Raw genomic sequence first — 22,270 nt, forward strand, 5'->3', positions numbered from 1 at the left:
GCCGGTCAGTGCCACCGGCCGGGCCCCGCTGCGTACGGTGAAGGAGTGCGAATGACGCAGACGGTCAGACGGTGGTGCGGCGGACGGCCGGGACGCACCGACGTGGCGGTGGCACTGGCCTGCTTCGTGCTCGCCACGCCGATCACCGCCGCCACCGCGTACCACCGCGACGCCTCGATCACCGGCTACCTGCTGTTCCTGCTGCTGTCCTGCCTGCCGCTGCTGGCCCGCAGCCGGTGGCCGGTGCCGGTGGCCGCCGCGACGGTGCTGATCGGCGTGGTCGAGCTGGTGCTGATCCCGTTCTCGCCCGGCCCGCGCCCGGAGGCCCTCGGGATCTCGATGTTCGCCGTCGGCGTCGCCCTGTACGCGGTCGCCACCCGCACCGACCGGCCCACCGCCTGGCGTACCGGCTGCTGCGCCGCCGCCGCGCTCACCCTCACCGCGCTGATCGTCCGCCCCGGCCTGGAGGAGATCCCGCAGAACCTCGGCCTGATCGCCTGGCCGTTCCTCTCGGTGGCCAGCGGCGACGCGGTCCGCAGCCGCCGCGAACTGCTCGCCTCCGCCGTCGAGCGCGCCGAACGCGCCGAACGCACCCGCGAGGAGGAGGCCCGCCGCCGGGTCACCGAGGAACGGATGCGGATCGCCCGCGAACTGCACGACGTGGTCGCCCACCACATCACCCTGGTCAACGCCCAGGCCGGCGTCGCCCACCACCTGATGCGCACCGACCCCGACCACGCCTACCAGGCCCTGGAACGCATCCGCGACACCAGCCGCGCCGCCCTCGACGAACTGCGCGCCACCGTCGGCCTGCTGCGCCACAGCGGCGAGCCGGCCGCGCCGCGCGAGCCCGCCCCCGGCCTGGCCGGGCTCGACGACCTGCTGGACGCCTTCCGGCACTCCGGCCTGGACGTCACCCTGGAACGCGACGACGCCGACGGACCCGACGACGTCGCCGGACCCGACGGCGCCCCCGCACGCGACGGCGCTGACGGACCCGACGGCGCTGCCGGGCGCGGCGACGCCTCCGCGGGCCTGCCGCCGATCCTCGACCTGACGGCCTACCGGATCATCCAGGAAGCGCTCACCAACACCCACAAGCACGCCGGGCCCACCACCGCGCGCGTCCGCCTCGACTTCGGCCCCGACACGCTGCGGCTCACCGTCGAGGACGACGGCCGGGCCGACGGCGGCGGGGCGCCCGACGGCACCGGCACCGGCCACGGCATGATCGGCATGTACGAGCGCGCCCGCGCCGTCGGCGGCACCCTCAGCGCCGGACCGCGCCCCGGCCGGGGCTTCCGGGTCCACGCCGAACTGCCGCTGCCCGCCGGCCCCGCCCGCAAGGCCGGCCGACCGTGAGCCGCCCGGCGGACGGGGGTCCGGCGGACCACGGCCCGGTGCCGACGACCGCGGGAACCGCGCGAACCGCGGGAACCGCGCGAACCGCACCGAAGACCACCCGAAGGAGCCGCCGACCATGACCGTCCGCGTCCTGCTCGCCGACGACCAGGCCCTGCTGCGCGGCACCTTCCGCCTGCTGATCGACTCCGCCCCCGACCTGGAGGTGGTCGGCGAGGCCGGCACCGGCCGGGAGGCCGTCGCGCTGGCCCGCACCCTGCGCGCCGACCTGGTCCTGATGGACATCCGGATGCCCGACCTGGACGGCCTCGCCGCGACCAGGCTGATCACCGCCGACGAGGACCTGGCGGGCGTCAAGGTGCTGGTCCTGACCACCTTCGAGAGCGACGAGTACGTCGCCGAGGCGCTGCGCGCCGGGGCCAGCGGCTTCCTCGGCAAGGGCATCGACCCGGAGGAGCTGCTGGACGCCATCCGGGTCGTCGCGGCCGGGGACGCCCTGCTCTCCCCGGCCGCCACCAAGGCCCTGATCGGCCGCTTCCTCGCCCAGCCCGACCCGGGGCGGCGGGCCGCGCTGCCCCGGCTGGACGTGCTCACCGCCCGCGAGCAGGAGGTGGTCGCCCTGGTCGCGGCCGGCCTGTCCAACGACGACATCGCCGAGCGGCTGTTCGTCACCCCGCTCACCGCCAAGACCCACGTCAACCGCGCGATGACCAAGCTCGGCGCCCGCGACCGCGCCCAACTGGTCGTCATCGCCTACGAGACCGGCCTGGTCCGCCCGGGCGGGGCGTGACCGGCGGGGGCGTGAGCGGCGAGGCGCGACCGGCGGGACGCGGTCAGCGGGCGCGGGTTCAGCGCTGGGCGGTGAGGGCCGGGTCGGTGGTGTCGAGGGCCTGGAGGATCTGCTCGACGCTCTGCTTGGCGTCGCCGAAGAGCATGGCGGTGTTGTCGCGGAAGAACAGCGGGTTCTGGACGCCCGCGTAGCCGGAGGCCATCGAGCGCTTGAAGACGACGACCCGGTCGGCCTCCCAGACCTTGAGGACGGGCATGCCGGCGATCGGGCTGGCGGGGTCGTCGAGGGCGGCGGGGTTGACGGTGTCGTTGGCGCCGATCACCAGGACGACCGAGGTGTCCGCGAAGTCCTCGTTGATCTCGTCCATCTCCAGCACGACGTCGTAGGGGACCTTGGCCTCGGCGAGCAGCACGTTCATGTGGCCGGGCAGCCGGCCGGCCACCGGGTGGACGCCGAAGCGGACCTCGACGCCCCGCTCGCGCAGCCGGCGGGTGAGGTCGGCGACGGGGTGCTGGGCCTGGGCGACGGCCATGCCGTAGCCGGGGGTGATGATCACGGACTTGGCGGCGGCCAGCAGTTCGGCGGCCTCCCGGGCCCGGATCTCCTGGTGCTCGCCCTGCTCGGCGTCGCCGCCGGAGGGGGCCTCGATGCCGAAGCCGCCCGCGATGACGGACAGGAAGGAGCGGTTCATCGCCCGGCACATGATGTACGAGAGGTAGGCGCCGGAGGAGCCGACCAGCGCGCCGGTCACGATCAGCAGGTCGTTGTCGAGCAGGAAGCCCGCGGCGGCGGCCGCCCAGCCCGAGTAGCTGTTGAGCATCGAGACCACGACCGGCATGTCGCCGCCGCCGATCGAGGCCACCAGGTGCCAGCCCAGCAGCAGGGCCAGCACCGTCACGGCGACCATCAGGCCGAGGCCGGGGGAGGCGGTGAACCAGACGGTCAGGGCGAGGAACGCGCCCAGCGCGCCCAGGTTGAGGGCGTTCTTGCCGGGCAGCACCAGCGGGCGGGAGGCGATCTTCGCGGAGAGCTTCAGGTAGGCGACGATCGAGCCGGTGAAGGTGACCGCGCCGATGAAGATGCCGATGAACACCTCGGCGTGGTGGATCGTCAGCAGGTCGGCGGCCACCGCGGTCTGCGCGGCGCCGTGCCGCTCCACCTCCAGGTAGCTGTTCCAGCCGACCAGCACGGCGGCCAGGCCGACGAAGCTGTGCAGGACGGCGATCAGCTCCGGCATCTGGGTCATCTCGACCCGGCGGGCCCGCCAGAGGCCGATCGCGGCGCCCAGCGCCATCGCGACCAGGATCAGCGCGACCGCGCCCGCGCTGATGCTGCGGGAGGCGACCACGACCGTGGCGACCAGCGCCAGGGCCATGCCGGCGATGCCGTAGACCACCCCGGCCCGCGAGGTGCGGTGCTGGGAGAGCCCGGCCAGGCTCAGGATGAACAGCAGGGCGGCGACCAGGTCCGCGGCGTGCGCGGCGGTGAGGGACGTCATCTCGGCTCAGCCTTTCGAGAACATGCTCAGCATGCGGCGGGTGACGGCGAAACCGCCGAAGACGTTCACGCTGGTCAGCAGGATCGCCACCGCGGACAGCACGGTCACCAGGGCGCTCTCGTGCCCGATCTGCAGCAGCGCGCCGATCACCACGATCCCGGAGATCGCGTTGGTCACCGACATCAGCGGCGTGTGCAGGGCGTGGTGGACCTTACCGATCACGTAGTAGCCGATCACCACGGCCAGCGCGAACACCGTGAAGTTCTCCGCCAGTTGGGCCGGGGCGAAGGCGATCAGCAGGAACAGCGCGAGCATCCCGAGACCGATCAGGCCGAACCGGACGGCGGGCGCGACCCGGGCGGGCCCCGCCCCGACGGCGGCCGGGGGAGCGGCGGCCGGAGAAACGGCGGGCGCGGCGGGCGCGGCCGAGACCGCCACCGGCGGGGGCGGCCAGGTGGTCTCGCCCTCCCGGACGACCGTCACCGCGCGCTGCACCACGTCCTCGAAGTCGATCGCCAGCCGCCCGTCCTTGCCCGGGGTGAGCAGCTTCAGCAGGTTGACCAGGTTGGTGCCGAACAGCTGCGAGGCCTGCGCTGGCAGCCGGGACGCCAGGTCGGTGTAGCCGATCAGGGTCACCCCGTTGTCGGTGACCACCGTCCGCCCCGGCACCGTGCCCGCCACGTTGCCGCCCTGCGCGGCGGCCATGTCGACCACCACGCTGCCGGGCTTCATCGCCGCCACGTCCTCGGCGGTCAGCAGCCGCGGCGCGGGCCGGCCGGGGATCAGCGCCGTGGTGACCACGATGTCCACGTCCGCGGCCTGCGCCCGGTACAGCGCGGCCGCGGCCCGGTCGTAGTCCGCCGAGGTGGCCTTCGCGTACCCGTCGGCGCTCGCCTCCTGGACCGCCTCCACCGCCAGGTACTCACCGCCCAACGACCGCACCTGGTCGGCGACTTCGGGACGCGGGTCGGTGGCCCGGACGATCGCCCCGAGGCTGGACGCGGCCCCGATCGCGGCCAGCCCGGCCACGCCCGCGCCCGCCACCAGCACCTTCGCCGGCGGCACCTTGCCCGCCGCGGTGACCTGCCCGGTGAAGAACCGGCCGAAGGCGTGCGCGGCCTCGATCACCGCCCGGTACCCGGCGATGTTGGCCATCGAGCTGAGCACGTCCATCGACTGCGCCCGGGAGATCCGCGGCACCGCGTCCAGCGACAGCGCCGTCACCCCGCGCGCCGCCAGCGCCGCCAGCAGCTCCGGCCGCTGCGCCGGGGCCAACAGCCCCACCAGCACGGCCCCTTCGCGCAGCCGCCCGACCTCGGCCTCCGACGGCGCGTTCACCTTCAGCACCACCTCGGCCGCCCAGGCGTCCCCGACGGCGGCGCCCGCCGCCTCGTACGCCGCGTCGTCGAACCCGGAGGCCGCGCCGGCCCCCGACTCGACGACCACCTCGTAGCCCAGGCCCAGCAGTCCGCGCACCGTGGCCGGGGTCGCCGCGACCCGGGTCTCCCCGGGCACGGACTCGGCGACCACGCCGACCCGTTGGGGCGGGCGTGCGGAGGAGTCGTTTCCAGACATCGCTCGTTCTCTCTCGTCGGAGGAGGTGGTGCCGGACGTGTTCCGCGCTCGAAGGGGAGTACTTCCCCTTGGTCGCAGGAACCTAGACTCCCGACCCCCTCCGGCAGAACCGGGCGAACGGTGAAATGTGTCACCACAACTCCCACCGACCGGACTACACCCCGCCCCCGGGGGACGGTCGGCGCTCAGGACGCGGGGGCCTCCTGCTCGGCCTCGACGCCGGCGTTCCACTCCCGCTTGGACGCCTGCCAGCCGTCCTCGTCGTGGCCCAGGCGCCAGTACCCGGAGACCGACAGGTCCTCGCGCGGCACGCCGAGCTCCACCCGCAGCAGCGCCCGCAGCTCCTTCACGAACCCGGCCTCGCCGTGCACGAACGCCTGCACCCGGCCCGCCGGGAACTCCAGCGCGCGGACCGCCCCGACCAGCGCCTCGCCGACCGGCCGGTCCCCGCGGTGCAGCCAGACCACCTTCGCGGCGGTGTCGACCGGCTGCTCGTCCTCGGGCCCGGAGACCTCGACGAAGGCGTGCACCAGGGCGTCGGCGGGCAGCGCCTCCAGGGCGGCGGCGATCGCGGGCAGCGCGCTCTCGTCGCCCGCCAGCAGGTGCCAGTCGGCGGCCGGGTCGGGCGCGTAGCCGCCGCCGGGGCCGAGCAGCCGCACGGTGTCGCCGGGCCGGGCCCGCACCGCCCACGGCCCGGCCAGGCCCTGGTCGCCGTGCACCACGAAGTCCAGGGTCAGCTCGCGCCGCCCGGCGTCCCAGGCGCGCACGGTGTACGTCCGGGTGGTCGGCCACTGCTCGCGCGGGAACTCGGCCCGGATCAGCTCCAGGTCGTACGGCTCCGGGTAGGCCGCCCCCGGCGCGTCGAACAGCACCTTCACGTAGTGGTCGGTGTACGTGCCCGCGTCGAACGCGGCCAGCCCGTCGCCGCCGAGCACCACCCGCTGCATGTGGGGGGTGAGCCGCTCGGTGCGGACGACCTGCGCGGTGTGCGGCGTGCGGGGCTTGCGGGGCGGACGCTCTGCCATGGGACGGCTCCTCGGCTGGACGGACCGCTCGGCCGGCCGGCTCGGGCGGTGCGGGACCAGTCTGCGCCACGGGCCCGCCGCCCCGGCCGCCCGGGGCTGCGCGGACCGGCTCCGGGGCCGGATCATCGAGGTGTGCGGACCGGCGGCCGGTAGACCGATGAGTTCGCCCGCCCCGATCCGTCCGACCTCGTGACCGGACCACCGACCGACCCCCAGGGGAGCACGTCATGGGCTTCATCCACATCGAGCTGTTCACCACCCTCGACCTCGTCGGCCAGGCGCCCGGCGGGCCCGACGAGGACCCGGTCGACTTCCCCTTCGGCGGCTGGCAGGCCCCGCTGGTGGACGACGTCTCCGGTGCCCAGGTCGACGCCGCCTACGCGGGCACGGACGCCCTGCTGCTCGGCCGCCGCACCTACGACATCTTCGCCGCCTACTGGCCGAAGGCCGGGGACAACCCGTTCGCCAACCTCTTCAACAGCATCCCCAAGTACGTCGCCTCCCGCGGCGAGCCCGAGCTGACCTGGGCCGGGTCCGAACTGCTCGGGCCGGACCTGCCCGCCGCGGTGCGCGGCCTGCGCGAGCGGCACCAGCAGGTGACGGTGGTCGGCAGCCTGGACCTGGTGCAGACCCTGCTCCGGGAGAAGCTGTACGACCGCCTGGACCTGTGGGTCCACCCGGTCATCCTCGGCACCGGCAAGCAGGTCTTCGCCGGGGGAGCCGTCCCCACCAACGTCACCCTGCTGGAGCCGCCCGCCGCCGGCCCCCGCGGCACCGTGCTGCTGCGCTACGGGCTGGCCGAGGGCGTCCCCGCCACCGGCGACATGAGCGCGCCCCGGGAGGACTGAGTCCGGGCGGCGGACGGCGGCCGGCACCCGGCGGTTTTCGAACGGCGGGTTCGCCTCGCCGCCGTCCCGGGGCTATCCTCGGGCCCAGGTTTCGGGCATGGGGCCCAAAAGGTGTCTTGGGGGTTGGCATGGTTGCCGGTCGCGTGGTGCGGTTCGACGGTTCGCGGGGTTACGGGTTCATCGCTCCGGATCAGGGCGGGGAGGACGTCTTCCTGCACGTCAACGACCTGCTGATCCCCGAGTCGTACATCCGGACGGGCCTGGCGGTGGTCTTCGAGGTCGAGGAGGGCGACCGCGGCCCGAAGGCGTCCTCCGTCCAGCTCGCCCCCGGTGCCGAGCTGAAGGCCCCCGGCGCGCCGGTCGCCGAACGCGTGGTGCGCGCGCCCGTGGACGACGACGAGCAGCTCGCCTCCGACGACTACCTGGACGACGTCACCGAGGCGCTGCTGGAGTACGCCCCGTCGCTGACGGGCACCCAGATCCTCCAGGTCCGCTCGGCGATGCTCCAGTTGGCCAAGAGTCACGGCTGGATCGGCTGAGCAGGGCGAGGGCGGCGGCGGACGGGCTGTCGGGGGCGGCACCGTAGAGCAGGACGCGGTGGGTGGTGCCGTCGGAGAGCGGCAGGCTCTCGAAGTGCAGCTCCATCGGGCCGACCAGCGGGTGCCGGAAGGACTTGCTGCCCACCGCGCAGTCGCGGACCGGGTGGCGGGCCCACAGCGCGGCGAACTCCGGGCTCTGGATGGCGAGTTGGCCGACCAGGTGGGCCAGTCGCCGGTCCTGCGGGTGGCGGCCGACGGCGAGCCGGAGCGCCGCCACGGCGACCTTGGCGTCCTCCTCCCAGCGGGCGTGCAGTTCGCGGGTGTGCGGGTCGAGGAACAGCAGCCGGGTGAGGTTGGGGCGGTCGGCGGGCCGCTCGGGGCCGGTCGGGTCGAGGTGGCCGGCCAGCAGGGCGTGGCCGAGGGCGTTCCAGGCCAGCACGTCGTTGCCCCGGTCCAGCACGACGGCGGGCACCTGCGGCATCGCGTCGATCAGGTGCCTGGTGGCGGGTCGGACCTTGGCGGGCCGGTCCTGCGGGGTGCGCCCGGCCCGGGCGGGGCGGGCCAGGTCGTACAGGTGGGCGCGTTCGTCGCCGGTCAGCCGCAGGGCGCGGGCGAGCGCGTCCAGGACGCCGTCGGAGGCGTTGGCGCTGTGGCCCTGTTCGAGCCGGGTGTAGTAGGTGACGCTGACCCCGGCGAGCAGGGCGAGTTCCTCGCGGCGCAGCCCGGGCACCCGGCGCCGGTTGGGGTAGGGGGTCAGCCCCGCGTCCTCGGGACGCAGGCGGGCGCGCCGGTTGCGCAGGAACTCCCCGAGGGCGGTCGATGTCTCCATGCCCCCAGTCTGCCCGGGCCGGGCGCTCCGGTGGCCGCCGCAGGGTATCCCCGCGGGTGCTACCTTCCGCAGGGCCCTGGGTGGGCCGTCCGGTCCGGTGCAGGCTCCTTCCCGTCACGCCGAACCCGACGAGAGGGAGGCCCGCCATGGCGACGGCCGAAGCGACCGGAACAGTCGAACAACCGCAACAGGCGAGCGGTGCAAGTGGATTGACGAGCCGTCAGCGCATCGTCCTGGTGGTCCTGCTGGTCGCCCAGTTCATGCTGGCGGTGGACTTCTCCATCCTGAACGTGGCCCTCCCGGCGATCGGCGCGGGCCTCGGCTTCCCGCTGGGCGACCTCCAGTGGATCGGGACGGCGTTCGCGCTCTCCGCCGCCGGGTTCACCCTGCTGTTCGGCCGGGTCGCCGACCTGTTCGGCCGACGGCGGCTGTTCCTGCTCGGGCTGGCCCTGCTCGGGGCGTCCTCGCTGGCCGGCGGCCTGGCCACCGGACCGGCGGTGCTGATCGCCGCCCGGGTCGCCCAGGGCCTGGCCACCGCGGCGGTCACCCCGGCCGGGCTGGCGCTGCTGACCACCTCCTTCCCGGAGGGGCCGCTGCGCGACCGGGCGCTGGGCCTCAACGGCGCGCTGATGTCGGCCGGGTTCACCGCCGGCGCGGTCCTCGGCGGGGTGCTCACCGACCTGCTGTCCTGGCGCTGGGCGTTCTTCGTCAACGTGCCGGTGGCGCTCGGGGTGCTGCTGGTCGCGCCCGGCGTGATCCGGGAGAGCCGCCCGGACGCCCGCCCGAGGCTCGACCTGCCCGGCGCGCTCTCGGTCACCCTCGGCCTGCTCTCCCTGGTGTACGGCCTGACCCGGGCGGGGCTGGCCGGCTGGGGCGACCCGCTCGCGCTGGGCGCGCTCGGCCTGGGCGCCGCCCTGCTGCTGGTCTTCCACGCCGTGGAACGGCGCGCCCCGGCGCCGCTGGTGCCGGTGGCGGTCCTGCGTCGCCGCAGCGTGGTCTGGGGCAACCTGGCCGGGCTGATCGCCTTCCTCACCGAGACCTCGCTGGTCTTCCTGCTGACCCTCTACCTCCAGGAGGTGCTGGACTTCTCCGCGCTCGCGGCGGGCCTGTCCTTCGGCTTCCTGGGCCTGGGCACGGTGCTCGGCGGCGCCACCGCCGCCCGCCTGATCGCCGCCACGGGCACCCGCGCCACCCTGGTGGTCGGCGGCCTGGTGCAGGCCGGGGCCACCGCCGCCCTGCTGCTGCTCGGCCCGGGCCAGTCCTCGCTCTGGCTGCTGCTGGCGGCGACCTTCGTCGGCGGCGTGGGCAACATGTTCGTCATCGTCGGCTTCATGGTCACCGCCACCTCCGGCCTGCCCGACCACGAGCAGGGCCTGGCCACCGGCCTGGCCACCATGACCCAGCAGATCGGCATCACCCTGGGCACCCCGGTGATGAGCGCGATCGTCGCCGCCCGGGCCGGCGACGCCCCGTCCGTCCCCGCCGTCCTGGACGGCATCGCCCTCGCCGTCCTGGTGAACGCCGCCCTGGTCCTGGCCACCGGCCTGGCCACCGCCTTCCTCCGGCCCCGCGAGGGCTGACGCCGGCCGGCACGCCCCGGCACCGGCCCCGTCCCGGCCCCCGCCTCCGTCCCGCTCCCGTCCCGCCCCCCGTCCCGGTCGGACGGGGGCTCAGCGGCGGGCGGCGGCCAGCCGGAGGAAGTCGGCGGCCAGCGCGTCCGCGTCCAGGGCGTCCGGCTCGCGGCCGCTGAGGACCCAGAAGAAGACCGGCCCGACCAGCAGCGCGGTGGCCTGCGGCATCGGGACGGCCAGGGCGTCGCCGGGCAGGGCGCGGTCGATGACGGCCGCCGCGCTGGCGCCGATCGGGTCGGTGCCGCGCAGCAGGTCGCGGACGGCCGTGTCGTGCTGGGCCTCGCCGACCAGGGCCCGGTAGGCGGCGCCCGCGTCGGAGGTGGTCAGGAAGGCGACCAGGGCCCCGAGGTAGGCGGCGAGGTCGGCGGCGGGGTCCTCGTGCGGGGGGACGTCCAGCTCCTGGCGGGCGTCGATCGCGCTGGCCTCCAGCAGGATCTCGGCCTTGGTCGACCACCAGCGGTAGACGGTCTGGCGGGAGACGCCCGCGCGCTCGGCGATGCCCTTGAGGGTGACCGCGCCGTAGCCCAGCTCGACCACCAGGTCGTCGACGGCGTGCAGGACGGCCGCCCGGGCCTGCTCGCTGCGCGGACGACCGACCTTGCCGTGTTCGCCGACCATGTCGCCTCCTCTCCCGGACCTGTGGTCCGGCCATCGTATGTGACGGGACAGAATGTCCACAAATGCGGCAAAAGCCTTGCCCGGCCGCCCGGTTGGGGGTCGGGGCCGCCGCGGCGTCCGCCTATTAATGGACACCGTGCACCGGATCTGTTAGTTTCGGTGCATCGTGAACAGTAATTGTCGGCGACGCCGGCACCGTGCCCGACCGGGCAGAGAGGAGACCGCGCGATGCGCGTCTTCGTGACGGGTTCCACCGGCTGGATCGGCTCGGCCACCGTGGACGAACTGCTCGCCGCCGGCCACCAGGTCCTCGGGCTCGCCCGCTCCGACCGGGCCGCGGCCGCGCTGGCGGCCAAGGGCGCCCGGGTCCACCGGGGCGACCTCGACCACCCCGACTCCTTCCGGGCCGGCGCGAGCGCCGCCGACGCGGTGGTGCACCTGGCCAACAAGCACGACTGGGCCGACCCGGCGGGCACCGACCGCGCGGAGCGGGCCGCCGTGGAGGCGATCCTGGACGGCCTCGAAGGCTCCGGGAAGCCGTTCGTGATCGCCAACGGCCTCTCCGGCCTCGTCACCGGCCGCCCGGCGCTGGAGACCGACCCCTCGCCCGAGGTCGGCCCCGGCGCCGACCGCGGCGGCTCGGAGAACCTCACCCTGGAGGCCGCCGCGCGCGGCATCCGCCCGGTCGCGGTCCGCTTCGCCCCGAGCGTGCACGGACGCGGCGACTGGGGCTTCGTCAACTGGCTCACCGCCGCCGCCCGCAAGCACGGCGTCAGCGGCTACCTCGGGGACGGCAGCAGCGAGTGGTCCGCCGTCCACGTCACGGACGCGGCCCGGCTCATCCGCCTCGGCCTGGAACACGCCCCGGCCGGCACCCGCCTGCACGCCGTCGCCGAACAGGCCGTCACCACCAAGGCGATCGCCGCGGCGCTCGGCACGGCCCTCGACCTGCCCGTGGTCGCCGTCGACCCCGCGGACGCCGCGGAGCACTTCGGCGTCGTCGGCCACTTCTTCGGACAGACCCTGACCGGCTCCAGCGAGCTGACCCGCGAGCTGCTCTCCTGGCAGCCCACCGGCCCGACGCTGCTCGGCGACATCCTCGCCGGCGCCTACACCACCGACTGACCCGGCCCGCTCCCGTGAACGAGAAGCCCATGACCGCGACACCCCCCGACCGCGCCGCCTCCCCCGGCACCGCGACACCCGCCCGCGTGACACCTCCCGCCCGCGTGACACCTCCCGTCCCCGAACCGGCCGCCCCCGGACCGGCCGTCCCCGAACCGGCCGCCCCCGGACCGGCCGTCCCCGAACCGGTCGCCCCCGCGGGCGTGCGGCGCGCCGAGACGCTCGTGCTGGCCTGCGTCTCGGTCTGCAGCGTGCTGGTGGTCGGCCTGGTGGCGGCGATCAACCTGGCCGTGCCGATGCTGGCCGCCGGGCCGCTGCACCCCAGCTCCGCGCAACTGCTGTGGATCGTCGACGCCTACGTCCTGGTCTTCGCCTGCCTGGTCATCCCCGGCGGCGCGGCGGGCGACCGGTTCGGCCGCAAGGGCACCCTGCTCGCCGGGCTGCTCACCTTCGCCGCCGGGGCCGCGCTCACCGCGTCGGCGCCGAACATCGGCGTCATGCTCGCGGGCCGGGTGGTCAGCGGGGTCGGGGCCGCGCTCGTCCTGCCCAACAGCGTCGGCGTGCTGGTCCACGCCACCCGCCCGCAGCGGCGCGGCCACGCCCTGGCGCTGTGGGGCGCGGTCACCGGGCTGGGCGGCCTGGTCGGCAACCTCGGCGGCGGCGCGCTGCTGTCGTCCGGCTCCTGGCGGCTGCTGTTCTGGGCCGTCGTCCCGCTCGCCCTGGCCTGCGCCCTGGGCGTGGCGCTCGCCGTCCGCCGCAGCGGGCGCAGCCCCCGCTCGCTCGACCCGGTCGGCACCGTCCTGCTCGTGCTCGCCACCGTCGCCCTGCTGGTCGGCATCATCGAGGGCCCCGGCTCCGGCTGGGGGAGCCCGCTGGTGGTCGGCGCCTTCGCGGTCAGCGCCCTGCTCTGGGCGGCCTGGGTGCTGGCCGGGCTCCGCGCCGCGCACCCGCTGCTCGACCCGCGGCTGTTCCGGATTCCGATGCTGAGCGCGGCGAGCCTGGGCATGTTCGTGATGTTCTTCGGCAGCTTCGGCCTGTTCTACCTGAACGCCTCGCTGCTCCAGTACGGCCGCGGCTTCTCCCTGGTGCAGACCGGTTTCGGGGTGCTGCCGGTCGCGCTGCCGATCGTGGTGGTGGCCCGGTTCGTGCCCGCGCTGGCGAAGCGGATCGGCTTCGCGGCCACCCTGCTGATCGCCTTCCCGTGCATCGGCGGCGGCCTGTTCGGGCTGGCCTCGGCCGCGCACGCCCCCTACCCCGTCTACGCGCTCTGGCTGGTGGTGGTCGGCGTCGGCTTCGCCCTCGCGATGCCGGTCCTGACTGTCGAACTGACCTCGGCGCTGCCGCCGCACCGGGCGGGCGTCGCGGGCGGGCTCCAGTCCGCCACCCGCGAACTGGGCAGCGCCCTCGGCGTCGCCGTCGTCGGCACCGTCCTCACCGCCGCCTTCACCGCCGCCCTGCCCGCCGCCGCGCACGGACAGCACTCCGTCCCCGCCGCCCTGGCCGCGGCACCGGCCGAACGGCCCGCCGTGGTCGACGCGTTCGTCACCGGGGCGGGCAGCGCCCTGCACGTCGCGGGCGCGGTCACCCTGGCCGCCGGAGCCGTCGTCGTCCTCGCCGCCCGCCGGGCCGCCCGCAAGCCCGCGGGCGCGGACACCGCCGCGCCCTGACGTCCGTACGATGACCCGCCTGTACGCCTGCACTCTTGCGTGCCTGCACCCTTGCACGTCTGCACGTCTGCACGTCTGCACGCCTGCACGTCTGCACGTCTGCACGTCTGCACGTCTGCATGTCTGCACGTCTGCGCTCTTGCGTTCCTGCACCCGTGAGCGCTTGCCCGCCCGTACGTCCGCCCGGAGAAGGACCCCCATGCCACGCCGCCTGCTCGACGCCTTCCTGCTCCCGCCACCGTCGCCGCCAACGAGCCGTTGGGCAGGCGCTGGCGCGCCCTCACCCTCGAAGGGCCGCGGCTCGCGGACCTGACCGCCCTGCCCGGGCAGCAGGTGCGCGTCCAGGTCGGCGCGGCGAACCCGCTGGTCGACCGGCTGGTCGGCACCCTGCGCACCTACTCGGTCTGGGCCCACCGCGGCGAGCGGCTCGAACTGCGGGTGCTCGACCACGGCGGGGGCCCCGGCGCCGCGTGGGGCCGCACCGCGCGGCCCGGCGACCGGGTGCACCTCGGCAAGCCGGAGGGCAGGTTCGTCACCCGCCCCTCCTCGTACCACCTGTTCGCCGGGGAGGAGACCGCCTCCGCCGCGTTCGGCCCGATGCTGGCCGCGCTGGGGCCCGGGGCCGAGACGCACGCCGTGGTCGAGGTCGACACCGAGGACGACCAACTGCCCATCCCGGGCGTCCGGTGGGTCCGGCGCGACGGGCGGTCCGCGGCCCGCTCGGCCGAACTCGTCGCGGCGGTCGCGGCGCTCGACCTGCCGGCCGCGCCCGGCACCGCCTACCTGGCGGGCGAGGCCGGGACCATCCAGCTCATCCGCGACCACCTGGTGCGCGAGCGGGGCTGGGACCGGCGCGACGTCCTCACCAAGCCCTTCTGGACGCCCGGCCGCACCGGCCTGGAGTAGCGGGCGACCGGACGGGCGGCCGGGCACCTGGCTGGGCACGTGGGCGGGGACGTGCGCGGGGGCTGGCATGATCGGGGGATGGTTGAACGAGTCATCGCCGCCTGCGACGGAGCGGCCAAGGGCAACCCCGGGCCCGCCGGGTGGGCCTTCGTGGTCGCCGACGGGAACGGCGCCCCGCAGCGCTGGGAGGCCGGTCCGCTGGGCCGCAACACCAACAACGTCGGGGAGTTGACCGCCCTGCAACGCCTGCTGGAGGCCACCGACCCGGCGCTGCCGCTGGAGGTCCGGCTGGACAGCACCTACACCCGGGACGCGGTCACCAAGTGGCTGCACGGCTGGAAGCGCAACGGCTGGAAGACCGCCGCGGGCAAGCCCGTCGCCAACCAGGAACTGATCCAGCGGATCGACGCGCTGCTCACCGGCCGGGACGTCGCCTTCGTCTACGTGCCCGCCCACCAGATGGACGGCGACCCGCTGAACGCCATCGCCGACAAGGCCGCCAGCGACGCCGCCCGCACCCAGCAGGCCGCCGCCGGCACCGCCGCCGACCTGCCGGTGCCCGACCCGGTGACCGCCCCCGCCCCGCGCGCCCGCCGCGCCGCCCCGTCCGGATCGTCCGCTTCGTCCGGCTCGGCGTCCGCAGCCTCGAACGGCGGTGCGGCCCGGCGCATTTCCAGCGGCGGCGGCGGCGGTGGCGGCGGCGGTCGGACGCTGGCCGCGAAGTTCCCCGGCCGGTGCCCGTGCGGGCGCCCCTACGGCAAGGGCGAGAAGATCACCAAGGTCGGCGGCAGCTGGGGCCACCCGGAGTGCGCCGCCGCCCACGTCTGACCGGAGGACCCGCCCGGACCGGGCCGGAACGGGCGCCTCCTGCCCGGGCCGGCCCGGTCTGTCAACGGCGTTTGTCCGCGCCGCCGCCGGTGTGTCAGATTGCCACGGAGCGCGTGCTCCCGTACCCGCACTGTCACCCGAGCGAAAAGGACCCCATGAGCACCGAGACGCTGGAGTTCCAGGCCGAGGCGCGGCAACTGCTGCAGCTGATGGTCCACTCGATCTACTCGAACAAGGACGTCTTCCTGCGCGAGCTGATCTCCAACGCGTCGGACGCCCTGGACAAGCGGCGCCTGGCCGGCCTCACCGAGGAGCGGCTGCGCGCCGACGACCTGCACATCGCCGTCGACACCGACCCGGATGCCCGCACCCTGACCGTCCGCGACAACGGCATCGGCATGACCCGCGACGAGGTCGTCGCGCTGATCGGCACCATCGCCCGCTCCGGCACCGCCGAGACACTGCGCCGCCTGCGCGAGAGCAAGGAACCGGCCGAGCTGATCGGCCAGTTCGGCGTCGGCTTCTACTCCACCTTCATGGTCGCCGACCGGGTCACCCTGCTGACCCGCAAGGCCGGCGAGCCCACCGGCACCCGCTGGGAGTCGGCCGGCGAGGGCACCTACACCATCGAGACCGTCGAGGACGCCCCCGAGGGCACCTCGGTCACCGTCCACCTGCGCCCCGAGGACGGCGAGGACGGCCTGCACGACTACACCGACCCGTCGACCGTCCGGCGGATCGTCAAGCGCTACTCCGACTTCATCGCCTTCCCGATCCGCACCACCGGACCGGACGGCACCGAGCAGACCCTCAACTCGATGAAGGCGCTCTGGGCCCGGCCGCGCGCCGAGGTCGCGGACGAGGAGTACCGGGAGTTCTACCGGCACGTCGCGCACGACTGGACCGACCCGCTGGAGACGATCCGGATGCGGGCCGAGGGCACCTTCGAGTACGAGGCACTGCTGTTCATCCCGGCCCGCCGCCCGCACGATCTGTTCCAGCGCGACGGCCGCCACGGCGTCCAGCTCTACGTGAAGCGGGTGTTCATCATGGAGGACAGCCGCGAGCTGCTCCCCGACCACCTGCGCTTCGTCAAGGGCGTGGTGGACGCCGCCGACCTCTCGCTCAACATCTCCCGCGAGATCCTCCAGCAGGACCGGCACATCCAGCTGATCCGGCGCCGGCTGGCCAAGAAGGTGATGGCCACCGTCAAGGAGATGATGACGGCCGACGCCGACAAGTACCGCACGTTCTGGCGCGAGTTCGGCCCCGCCGTCAAGGAGGGCCTGCTCGACCCGGCCGAGGACCGCAAGGCCATCCTCGACGTCGCCTCCTTCCCGAGCACCGCCGGCGAGGAGCCCACCACGCTCGCCGACTACCTGGCCCGGATGAAGGACGGCCAGGACAGGATCTACTACATGACCGGCGAGAGCCGCGCCCAGGTCGAGAACTCCCCGCACCTGGAGGCGTTCCGGGCCCAGGGCTACGAGGTCCTGCTGCTCACCGACCCGGTGGACGAGATCTGGATCGAGGGCGTCCCCGACCACGAGGGCAAGGAGTTCAGCTCGGTCGCCCGCGGCGCCGTCGACCTCCCCGCCGAGGACGTCCCCGAGGAGCGCACCGGCTCCTACGCGCCGCTGCTCGGCTGGCTCGGCGAGACGCTCGCCGACGTCAAGGACGTCCGCCTCACCACCCGCCTCACCAACTCGCCCGCCTGCCTGGTCAGCGACGCCGACGGGCTCACCCCCACCCTGGAGAAGATGTACCGGGCCATGGGCCAGGACGTCCCGCCCGCCCGCCGCATCCTCGAACTCAACCCCGACCACCCCCTGGTCGCCGCCCTGCGCACCGCCCACGAGGAGCGCCCCGAGGACCCGGCCCTCCCCGAGACCGCCGAACTCCTCTACGGCACCGCCCTGCTGGCCGAGGGCGGCGACCTCGCCGACCCCGCCCGGTTCGCCAAGCTGCTCGCCGACCGCCTCACCCGGACGGTCTGACCGCCGCGCCGCACCGCGCCGTCCCCGCCGGTGCCGACGCCGCCGGTGCCGCCCCCGCCGGTGCCGACGCCGTTCAGGCGGTCTCCTCCTGGCGGCGTCGGCGGCGGGGGCGGCGGGGGCGGAAGCGTTCGCCGCGGGCGAGGCGGCGCAGGCCCGCGAAGCGGGAGAAGCGGTCGCGGTTGGCGACGGAGGCGCGGTCGAGTTCCTCCATCAGGCGGCGGCCGCGGTGTTCGAGGTCGAGCTCGTCCAGGATGCGGTCGACCTCGGCGAGCAGGGAGCCGTGCAGCTGCCACGCCTCGGGGCTCTCCTGGACGCGGCGCAGCAGCAGTTGGGCGACGTTCTCCCGGACGGACCAGGCGGCGGCGAGTTCGGCGGCCAGCCGCTGCTCGGCCTCCTCGGCGTTGCGGCTGACCTGGGTGGTGACCAGCACCGCGAAGCTCACCAGCGCCCCGCCGACGTGTTCGAACAGCTCCTCCAGGGCCACCGCGACGTCCGCCGGGAAGAGCCGTTCGCCCGGGGCGCGGCGCTTGGCCAGGTCGGTCAGCGAACGGGCGATCACCCGGATGACGACCACGCAGATCTCCAGCGTGTCCAGCCCGGTGCGCAGCACCAGCCGGGACAGCAGGCCCTCGCTGATCCGCGGGTTCAGCCGCAGGCTGTCCTCGGCCTGCCGCAGCGCCCCGTCGACCTCGGCGATCGCCTGGTCCAGCTGCCGGGCCTCGTGCAGCCGTTCGGCGGCCCGCTCGACCGGGACGGGGCGGCCCAGCTCCTCGGACAGGCCGAGCAGCAGGTGGCGGGCCCGGCGGGCCAGGTCCTCGATCGACTCGCCGGCCTTGTCGACCCAGACCGGTGGCGCTATCACCAGGTTGAACACCAGGCCGACGGTCGCGCCGATCACCGTCTCCAGCACCCGGTCCCACGCCTGCGTGGTGACCTGCGAGACGCCCAGGATCAGCATCGCGCTGATCGCGACCTCCTGGACGAACTCGTCGACCCGGACGAACCGTCCCACCACCAGCGAGGCCATGATGATCAGCCCCAGGCTCCACCAGGACAGCCCCACCACGGCCGAGAACCCGATCGCGATCAGCACCCCGACCACCACCGAGTTGACCCGCCGGATGCTGGTGGTCAGCGTCGAGTAGACCGTCACCTGCACCACCAGCAGCGCCGTCAGCGGCGCGGTCAGCGGCACCGGTTCCCTGCTCAGCCAGGTCGCCACCACGTACGACAGCGTCGCCGCGACGGTGGCCCGCACCGTCTGCACGACGAACGCATCCCTGGCACCGCGGCGCACCACCGCGGCCACCGACTCCGGAACAAAGCGCATGGAGTCCCTTCTATCCCCCTGGTGGCCGTGCACACCGCCGCGACCCGCACAAAAGGGGCTGATGGGGACAGTGGGGCCGGTGGGGCTGCTGGTACTCAGGCCGGCGGGCGCGGCGGGCGGGCGGCCAGGTCGCCCATCCGGGCGGTGTCGGCGGCGGTGGCCGGGGTGAACAGCAGGACCAGCGCGGACGGGTCGTCGACGGGGTGGAAGGAGCTGAGGGTGAGGCGGACGGGGCCGACGCCGGGGGCTCCACCAGGACGGTGCGGGCGGTGAGTTCGGCGACCGAGTGGCAGCCCCACCAGTGGCGCAGCTCGGGGGCGTCGGCCTCCAGGCGGCGGTAGACCTGGTCGGTGCGCGGGTCGGCGAGGGCCGGGCCGGCCTGGGCCCGGAAGTGCTGGAAGACGTTCATGGCGAGCGGCTCCCAATCGGGCAGGACGCCGCGCAGCCGCCGGTCGACGGCCATCAGCCACATCAGGTTGCGGCGGTCGGCCGGGACGGCCTCGGGGGCGCCCCAGAGCGCGGCCCAGGCCGCGTTCCAGGCCAGCAGGTCGAAGTGCCGGTCGACCAGGACGGCGGGGCTGGCGGGCCAGGAGTCGAGCACCGGGCGGACCGTCCCGGCGAGCCGCCCGGCGGCGGCGCGGTCGGTGTCGACGGGGACGGGCTCGTGGTGGCCGGCCAGCCGCATCGCGTGCCGCAGACCCGCCGCGTCCAGGCGCAGCGCCCGCCCCACCGCCTCCAGCACCTGCCGGGAGGCGCTGACCCGGCCCTGTTCGAGCCAGGTGTACCAGGCGAGGCCGACGCCGGACAGCGAGGCGACCTCCTCGCGGCGCAGCCCCGGGGTGCGCCGCCTGCCGGTGGCGGCGAGTCCGACGTCGGCGGGCTGTAGCAGGGCGCGGTGGGCGCGCAGGAACGCGCCGAGTTCCTGGCCGGTGGCGGGGGTGGACACGGTGCTCGCTCCTCGTCGCGGACGGTTCTCCGGTGCGGCGGCCCGCCCGGTGCGTCGGCGGGCGGGTACGTCGACATGCCGGTACGTCAGTACATCGGCATGTCAGTACGCCGGTATGCCGGTACGCCGCTCCCAGGCTAGGCCGGGCCGGGCCGGGGGCCGGTTCCGCTCCCCGCAACGGACTCCTCACCTCCCGCCGGTCCTATGACCACCGGTACCAGTACGAACGCCTGCCTGGCTGCCCCGCCCACCGTCCGCGAACCTCGTCCGAACAGCCCCGACGGCCCTCACCGCGCCCGGTGGCCCCGACCGCCCCGGCCGCCCCGGCCGCCCTCACCGCCCGACGGCGCCGCCGTCCGAACCGGAGGACCCGCCCCGTGACCGCCACCGCGACCACCGCCACCGCCCACCAGCCCGCCTGGGGCATCACCCTGCCGCTGCCCGGCCTGACCATCGACCGGCACCGCTTCCTGGTCGAACGGCTCCCCGACCTCGGCTACGGCGACGTCTGGAGCGCCGAGGGCGGCGGCACCGACGCCTTCACCCCGCTGGCCGCCACCGCCGCCTGGTCCCCGCGCCTGCGGATCGCCACCGGCGTCGTCCCGGTCCACACCCGCGGGCCCGCCGTTCTCGCCCAGACCGCCGCCACCCTCGCCCAACTCGCCCCCGGACGCGTCCTGCTGGGCATCGGGGCGTCGGTGCCCGCGCACGTCACCGACATCAACGGCATCCCGTTCGACGAGCCCTTCAAGCGCACCCGCGACGTGCTGCGCTTCCTCACCGCCGCCCTGCGCGGCGAACACGTCGCCGGCGACTTCGACACCTTCTCCATCGCCGGCTACCGCCTGCCCCACCCGCCCGCCGCCCCCGTCAAGGTCATCCTCGGCGCGCTGCGCCCCGGCATGCTCCGGCTGGCCTTCGCCGAGGGCGACGGCGCCATCACCAACCTGCTGCGCGCCCGCGACCTGCCCAGGGTGCTGGACGCCGTCGGCCCGCAGCCGCCCGGCAAGGAACTCGTGGTCAAGGTGTTCGTCTGCCCCACCGAGGACACCGCGTACGCGCGCCGCGCCGCCCGGCCCTTCCTCGCCTGGATTCTCAACCGCGAGCCCTACCGCAAGTTCCACCAGTGGCTCGGCAACGGCGACCTGCTCGCCGAGACGCACCGCCGCTGGGCCGACGGCGACCACGCGGGCGCCCAACGCGCCCTGCCCGACGAACTGGTCGACGCCCTCTTCCTGCACGGCTCCCCGGAACAGTGCCACGAACAGATCCTCCGCTACCGACAGCCCGGCGTCACCGCCATCCAGCTCTACGTCTCCCCGCCCCCCGAGACACCCGCCCACCACCCCCACTTCCTCGACACCCTCGCCCGCCTCGGCCCGGCCGCCCGCTGACCACCTCCGCCAGCCCGCCGGGCCCCACCGAACGCGAGCGGTCAGTACGTCCAGGCGGAACCGGTACCCCGGTACTCCTCGGCGGGACGGGGCGGACGCCGGAGCGCATGCGGTCGGTGTGGAGCAGGCCGTCGAGGTGGTCGATCTCGTGGCGATGCCCCCGCCGGGCCGGGGACGGCCGGCACCTGCTCGCCGACTCCGACGAACTCCGGACCTACCCCCGTTGGGCATCACCGCTGGCGTCGTCCGGGCGGAGGCCGATGCTCGACGGTCTCCTCGTCCTCGCCCTCGGGGACGTCGAACCGCTCGTGGAAGTCGGCCAACGCACCGACCGTCACGGTCAGCGCGTTGGCGTCCTCACGGCGGTTGCGCTCCTCCAACCGTCGCAGCAACTCGTCCTCGGGCACCGGGAAGTACAGCAGCCGCCACCGCCCGCCCGCCGCGACGACCAGCCGCTTCCACTCCTCCCGGTCCTTCCGCAGCCACAGCCCGTGGTCGAGCACCACGTTCCGACCGGCGGCGACCAACTCGGCCAGGCGCGCACGGACTTCCGCGACCACCGGTGCCTCCAGCTCGAAGTACCGGTGCTCGGGTAGTCCACGCCGTACCGGCCGTGCCGGGCGTGCAGCAGCTCGTCCACCGACAGTCGCACCGCACCCGTGGGGGCCAGTACGCGCTGGGCGTACGTCGTCTTTCCCGCGCCGGTGAGCCCCACCAGCAGGAACACCGTAGGTGTGGCGGACTGGGTATCGTTCACACCCTCATTCTCCTTCCCGGCACGCGGCCGTCCGCGCTCGCTCGGCCGGACGGGGAGGCCCGCGCTCCACTGCCCGGAAGGAGCCCGATGGCCGGCAGCGCCGATCCGGTCGTTCCCGTCCGGGTCTGTGTCGTTCTCCTCAACCGCGGCGAACTCTGTCTGATCCGCCGTCGGCGTGCGGAGGGTGAGCAGTACTCGCTGCCCGGCGGGCTCCTCGACCCGGGGGAGGGCGTCGCGGCGGGCCTGGCCCGTGAGTTGGGGGAGGAGCTGGGGCCCGACATCGCCGGTCTGTCCGCCGCGCCGCGGTTGCGGTGGGTGCAGGAGCAGGAGACCAGCAGGCCCGGTGGTGGCGGGCTCTTCCGTCGTCGCCACCTCGTCCACGTCCTGGGCGTGTCCGATCGGGTCCGTGCCCTGGTCGCCGCCACCGAGCGGGATGCCGAGGACGCCAACCAGGTGGTCTGGGTTCCGCTGGCCGAGGCCGCCGGGCTCCACCTGTACCCCGCGGTCGGGCCGGTGCTCGCCGGTCCGTTGCCGCGGGGTGACGCTCCACCGGTCAGGCTTCCCCGGATGGACGACCTGAGCTACCGGTGGCGTTGACCTTCGGG

At 74.8% G+C, this 22,270-nt stretch carries 20 protein-coding genes and 1 pseudogene; 12 read left to right on the forward strand and 9 right to left on the reverse strand.

Annotated elements, in window-relative coordinates; genetic code table 11:
• The first annotated feature begins 51 nt into the window (after positions 1–51).
• Positions 52–1,362, forward strand: coding sequence for a sensor histidine kinase (locus QMQ26_RS27880; protein WP_282203115.1), 1,311 nt, complete (start codon positions 52–54; stop codon positions 1,360–1,362).
• A gap of 118 nt (positions 1,363–1,480) precedes the next feature.
• On the forward strand, positions 1,481–2,152 hold the full coding sequence (locus QMQ26_RS27885; RefSeq protein ID WP_100839827.1) for a response regulator: 672 nt from the start codon (positions 1,481–1,483) through the stop codon (positions 2,150–2,152).
• Between the two features lie 58 nt (positions 2,153–2,210).
• Here QMQ26_RS27885 and pntB read toward each other — a convergent pair whose 3' ends face one another.
• From pntB to QMQ26_RS27900, 3 genes are all read right to left on the reverse strand, one after another.
• Positions 2,211–3,650, reverse strand: coding sequence for a Re/Si-specific NAD(P)(+) transhydrogenase subunit beta (pntB, locus tag QMQ26_RS27890; RefSeq protein ID WP_282203116.1), 1,440 nt, complete (start codon positions 3,648–3,650; stop codon positions 2,211–2,213).
• Between the two features lie 6 nt (positions 3,651–3,656).
• Complete coding sequence (locus tag QMQ26_RS27895) at positions 3,657–5,225, reverse strand: Re/Si-specific NAD(P)(+) transhydrogenase subunit alpha (protein WP_282203117.1); 1,569 nt, start codon at positions 5,223–5,225, stop codon at positions 3,657–3,659.
• A 185-nt stretch (positions 5,226–5,410) separates the two neighbouring features.
• Positions 5,411–6,250: a siderophore-interacting protein gene (locus QMQ26_RS27900; protein WP_100839822.1), complete on the reverse strand. Its 840-nt coding sequence runs from the start codon at positions 6,248–6,250 to the stop codon at positions 5,411–5,413.
• A gap of 227 nt (positions 6,251–6,477) precedes the next feature.
• On the opposite strand from QMQ26_RS27900, the gene QMQ26_RS27905 reads away from it, so the two are divergent.
• Together QMQ26_RS27905 and QMQ26_RS27910 are read left to right on the forward strand one after the other, a co-directional pair.
• Positions 6,478–7,098, forward strand: coding sequence for a dihydrofolate reductase family protein (locus QMQ26_RS27905; RefSeq protein ID WP_282203118.1), 621 nt, complete (start codon positions 6,478–6,480; stop codon positions 7,096–7,098).
• 128 nt (positions 7,099–7,226) lie between these two features.
• A complete protein-coding gene (locus QMQ26_RS27910; RefSeq protein WP_100839820.1) occupies positions 7,227–7,637 on the forward strand; it encodes a cold-shock protein in 411 nt (136 codons plus the stop codon).
• Here QMQ26_RS27910 and QMQ26_RS27915 read toward each other — a convergent pair.
• Positions 7,531–8,466, reverse strand: coding sequence for a helix-turn-helix domain-containing protein (locus QMQ26_RS27915; RefSeq protein ID WP_282203119.1), 936 nt, complete (start codon positions 8,464–8,466; stop codon positions 7,531–7,533). The genes QMQ26_RS27910 and QMQ26_RS27915 overlap by 107 nt on opposite strands.
• A gap of 260 nt (positions 8,467–8,726) precedes the next feature.
• Here QMQ26_RS27915 and QMQ26_RS27920 point away from each other — a divergent pair, with 260 nt between their 5' ends.
• Positions 8,727–10,046: an MFS transporter gene (locus tag QMQ26_RS27920; RefSeq protein WP_404814218.1), complete on the forward strand. Its 1,320-nt coding sequence runs from the start codon at positions 8,727–8,729 to the stop codon at positions 10,044–10,046.
• A 90-nt stretch (positions 10,047–10,136) separates the two neighbouring features.
• On the opposite strand, the gene QMQ26_RS27925 is transcribed toward QMQ26_RS27920, so the two are convergent.
• Positions 10,137–10,715 carry a TetR/AcrR family transcriptional regulator gene (locus tag QMQ26_RS27925; protein ID WP_100839817.1) on the reverse strand — a complete coding sequence of 193 codons (579 nt, stop codon included), beginning with the start codon at positions 10,713–10,715 and terminating at the stop codon, positions 10,137–10,139.
• Between the two features lie 228 nt (positions 10,716–10,943).
• Here QMQ26_RS27925 and QMQ26_RS27930 point away from each other — a divergent pair, with 228 nt between their 5' ends.
• The 5 genes from QMQ26_RS27930 (at position 10,944) to htpG (ending at position 17,238) form a co-directional block, all read left to right on the forward strand.
• Complete coding sequence (locus QMQ26_RS27930; protein ID WP_282203121.1) at positions 10,944–11,840, forward strand: NAD-dependent epimerase/dehydratase family protein; 897 nt, start codon at positions 10,944–10,946, stop codon at positions 11,838–11,840.
• Positions 11,841–11,869: 29 nt separating this feature from the next.
• Entirely contained in the window at positions 11,870–13,507 is a 1,638-nt protein-coding gene (locus QMQ26_RS27935; RefSeq protein ID WP_282203122.1) for an MFS transporter, read from the forward strand.
• 258 nt (positions 13,508–13,765) lie between these two features.
• The gene (locus QMQ26_RS27940) at positions 13,766–14,413 is read left to right on the forward strand and encodes a siderophore-interacting protein (protein ID WP_282203123.1); all 648 of its coding nucleotides are present in this window, start codon (positions 13,766–13,768) and stop codon (positions 14,411–14,413) included.
• A gap of 78 nt (positions 14,414–14,491) precedes the next feature.
• Entirely contained in the window at positions 14,492–15,241 is a 750-nt protein-coding gene (locus QMQ26_RS27945) for a ribonuclease H family protein (protein ID WP_282203124.1), read from the forward strand.
• A 155-nt stretch (positions 15,242–15,396) separates the two neighbouring features.
• Positions 15,397–17,238: a molecular chaperone HtpG gene (htpG, locus tag QMQ26_RS27950; RefSeq protein WP_282203125.1), complete on the forward strand. Its 1,842-nt coding sequence runs from the start codon at positions 15,397–15,399 to the stop codon at positions 17,236–17,238.
• A gap of 73 nt (positions 17,239–17,311) precedes the next feature.
• On the opposite strand, the gene QMQ26_RS27955 is transcribed toward htpG, so the two are convergent.
• Positions 17,312–18,568: an FUSC family protein gene (locus QMQ26_RS27955; protein WP_100839811.1), complete on the reverse strand. Its 1,257-nt coding sequence runs from the start codon at positions 18,566–18,568 to the stop codon at positions 17,312–17,314.
• A gap of 10 nt (positions 18,569–18,578) precedes the next feature.
• On the reverse strand, positions 18,579–19,514 hold the full coding sequence (locus QMQ26_RS27960; RefSeq protein WP_282203126.1) for a helix-turn-helix domain-containing protein: 936 nt from the start codon (positions 19,512–19,514) through the stop codon (positions 18,579–18,581).
• 377 nt (positions 19,515–19,891) lie between these two features.
• Between QMQ26_RS27960 and QMQ26_RS27965 the strand changes: the two genes are divergently transcribed.
• Complete coding sequence (locus tag QMQ26_RS27965) at positions 19,892–20,908, forward strand: LLM class F420-dependent oxidoreductase (RefSeq protein ID WP_282203127.1); 1,017 nt, start codon at positions 19,892–19,894, stop codon at positions 20,906–20,908.
• Between the two features lie 230 nt (positions 20,909–21,138).
• On the opposite strand, the gene QMQ26_RS27970 is transcribed toward QMQ26_RS27965, so the two are convergent.
• Both QMQ26_RS27970 and QMQ26_RS37545 read right to left on the reverse strand, forming a co-directional pair.
• Positions 21,139–21,468 (reverse strand): AAA family ATPase, encoded by a 330-nt coding sequence (locus QMQ26_RS27970; RefSeq protein WP_282203128.1) that lies wholly within the window; start codon positions 21,466–21,468, stop codon positions 21,139–21,141.
• 95 nt (positions 21,469–21,563) lie between these two features.
• Positions 21,564–21,665, reverse strand: a pseudogene (locus tag QMQ26_RS37545) (hypothetical protein); the annotation flags it as partial.
• Positions 21,666–21,752: 87 nt separating this feature from the next.
• On the opposite strand from QMQ26_RS37545, the gene QMQ26_RS27980 reads away from it, so the two are divergent.
• Positions 21,753–22,262 (forward strand): NUDIX hydrolase, encoded by a 510-nt coding sequence (locus tag QMQ26_RS27980; RefSeq protein WP_282203129.1) that lies wholly within the window; start codon positions 21,753–21,755, stop codon positions 22,260–22,262.
• The last annotated feature ends 8 nt before the right edge of the window (positions 22,263–22,270 follow it).

Source organism: Kitasatospora fiedleri, assembly GCF_948472415.1.
GTDB lineage: Bacteria > Actinomycetota > Actinomycetes > Streptomycetales > Streptomycetaceae > Kitasatospora > Kitasatospora fiedleri.

What these genes read in the sequence shown, in the direction of transcription:
- QMQ26_RS27880 (WP_282203115.1), top strand. Translation starts at nt 52, where the DNA reads ATGACGCAGACGGTCAGACGGTGGTGCGGCGGACGGCCGGGACGCACC.
- QMQ26_RS27885 (WP_100839827.1), top strand. Translation starts at nt 1,481, where the DNA reads ATGACCGTCCGCGTCCTGCTCGCCGACGACCAGGCCCTGCTGCGCGGC.
- pntB (WP_282203116.1), bottom strand. Translation starts at nt 3,650, where the DNA reads ATGACGTCCCTCACCGCCGCGCACGCCGCGGACCTGGTCGCCGCCCTG.
- QMQ26_RS27895 (WP_282203117.1), bottom strand. Translation starts at nt 5,225, where the DNA reads ATGTCTGGAAACGACTCCTCCGCACGCCCGCCCCAACGGGTCGGCGTG.
- QMQ26_RS27900 (WP_100839822.1), bottom strand. Translation starts at nt 6,250, where the DNA reads ATGGCAGAGCGTCCGCCCCGCAAGCCCCGCACGCCGCACACCGCGCAG.
- QMQ26_RS27905 (WP_282203118.1), top strand. Translation starts at nt 6,478, where the DNA reads ATGGGCTTCATCCACATCGAGCTGTTCACCACCCTCGACCTCGTCGGC.
- QMQ26_RS27910 (WP_100839820.1), top strand. Translation starts at nt 7,227, where the DNA reads ATGGTTGCCGGTCGCGTGGTGCGGTTCGACGGTTCGCGGGGTTACGGG.
- QMQ26_RS27915 (WP_282203119.1), bottom strand. Translation starts at nt 8,466, where the DNA reads ATGGAGACATCGACCGCCCTCGGGGAGTTCCTGCGCAACCGGCGCGCC.
- QMQ26_RS27920 (WP_404814218.1), top strand. Translation starts at nt 8,727, where the DNA reads ATGCTGGCGGTGGACTTCTCCATCCTGAACGTGGCCCTCCCGGCGATC.
- QMQ26_RS27925 (WP_100839817.1), bottom strand. Translation starts at nt 10,715, where the DNA reads ATGGTCGGCGAACACGGCAAGGTCGGTCGTCCGCGCAGCGAGCAGGCC.
- QMQ26_RS27930 (WP_282203121.1), top strand. Translation starts at nt 10,944, where the DNA reads ATGCGCGTCTTCGTGACGGGTTCCACCGGCTGGATCGGCTCGGCCACC.
- QMQ26_RS27935 (WP_282203122.1), top strand. Translation starts at nt 11,870, where the DNA reads ATGACCGCGACACCCCCCGACCGCGCCGCCTCCCCCGGCACCGCGACA.
- QMQ26_RS27945 (WP_282203124.1), top strand. Translation starts at nt 14,492, where the DNA reads ATGGTTGAACGAGTCATCGCCGCCTGCGACGGAGCGGCCAAGGGCAAC.
- htpG (WP_282203125.1), top strand. Translation starts at nt 15,397, where the DNA reads ATGAGCACCGAGACGCTGGAGTTCCAGGCCGAGGCGCGGCAACTGCTG.
- QMQ26_RS27955 (WP_100839811.1), bottom strand. Translation starts at nt 18,568, where the DNA reads ATGCGCTTTGTTCCGGAGTCGGTGGCCGCGGTGGTGCGCCGCGGTGCC.
- QMQ26_RS27980 (WP_282203129.1), top strand. Translation starts at nt 21,753, where the DNA reads ATGGCCGGCAGCGCCGATCCGGTCGTTCCCGTCCGGGTCTGTGTCGTT.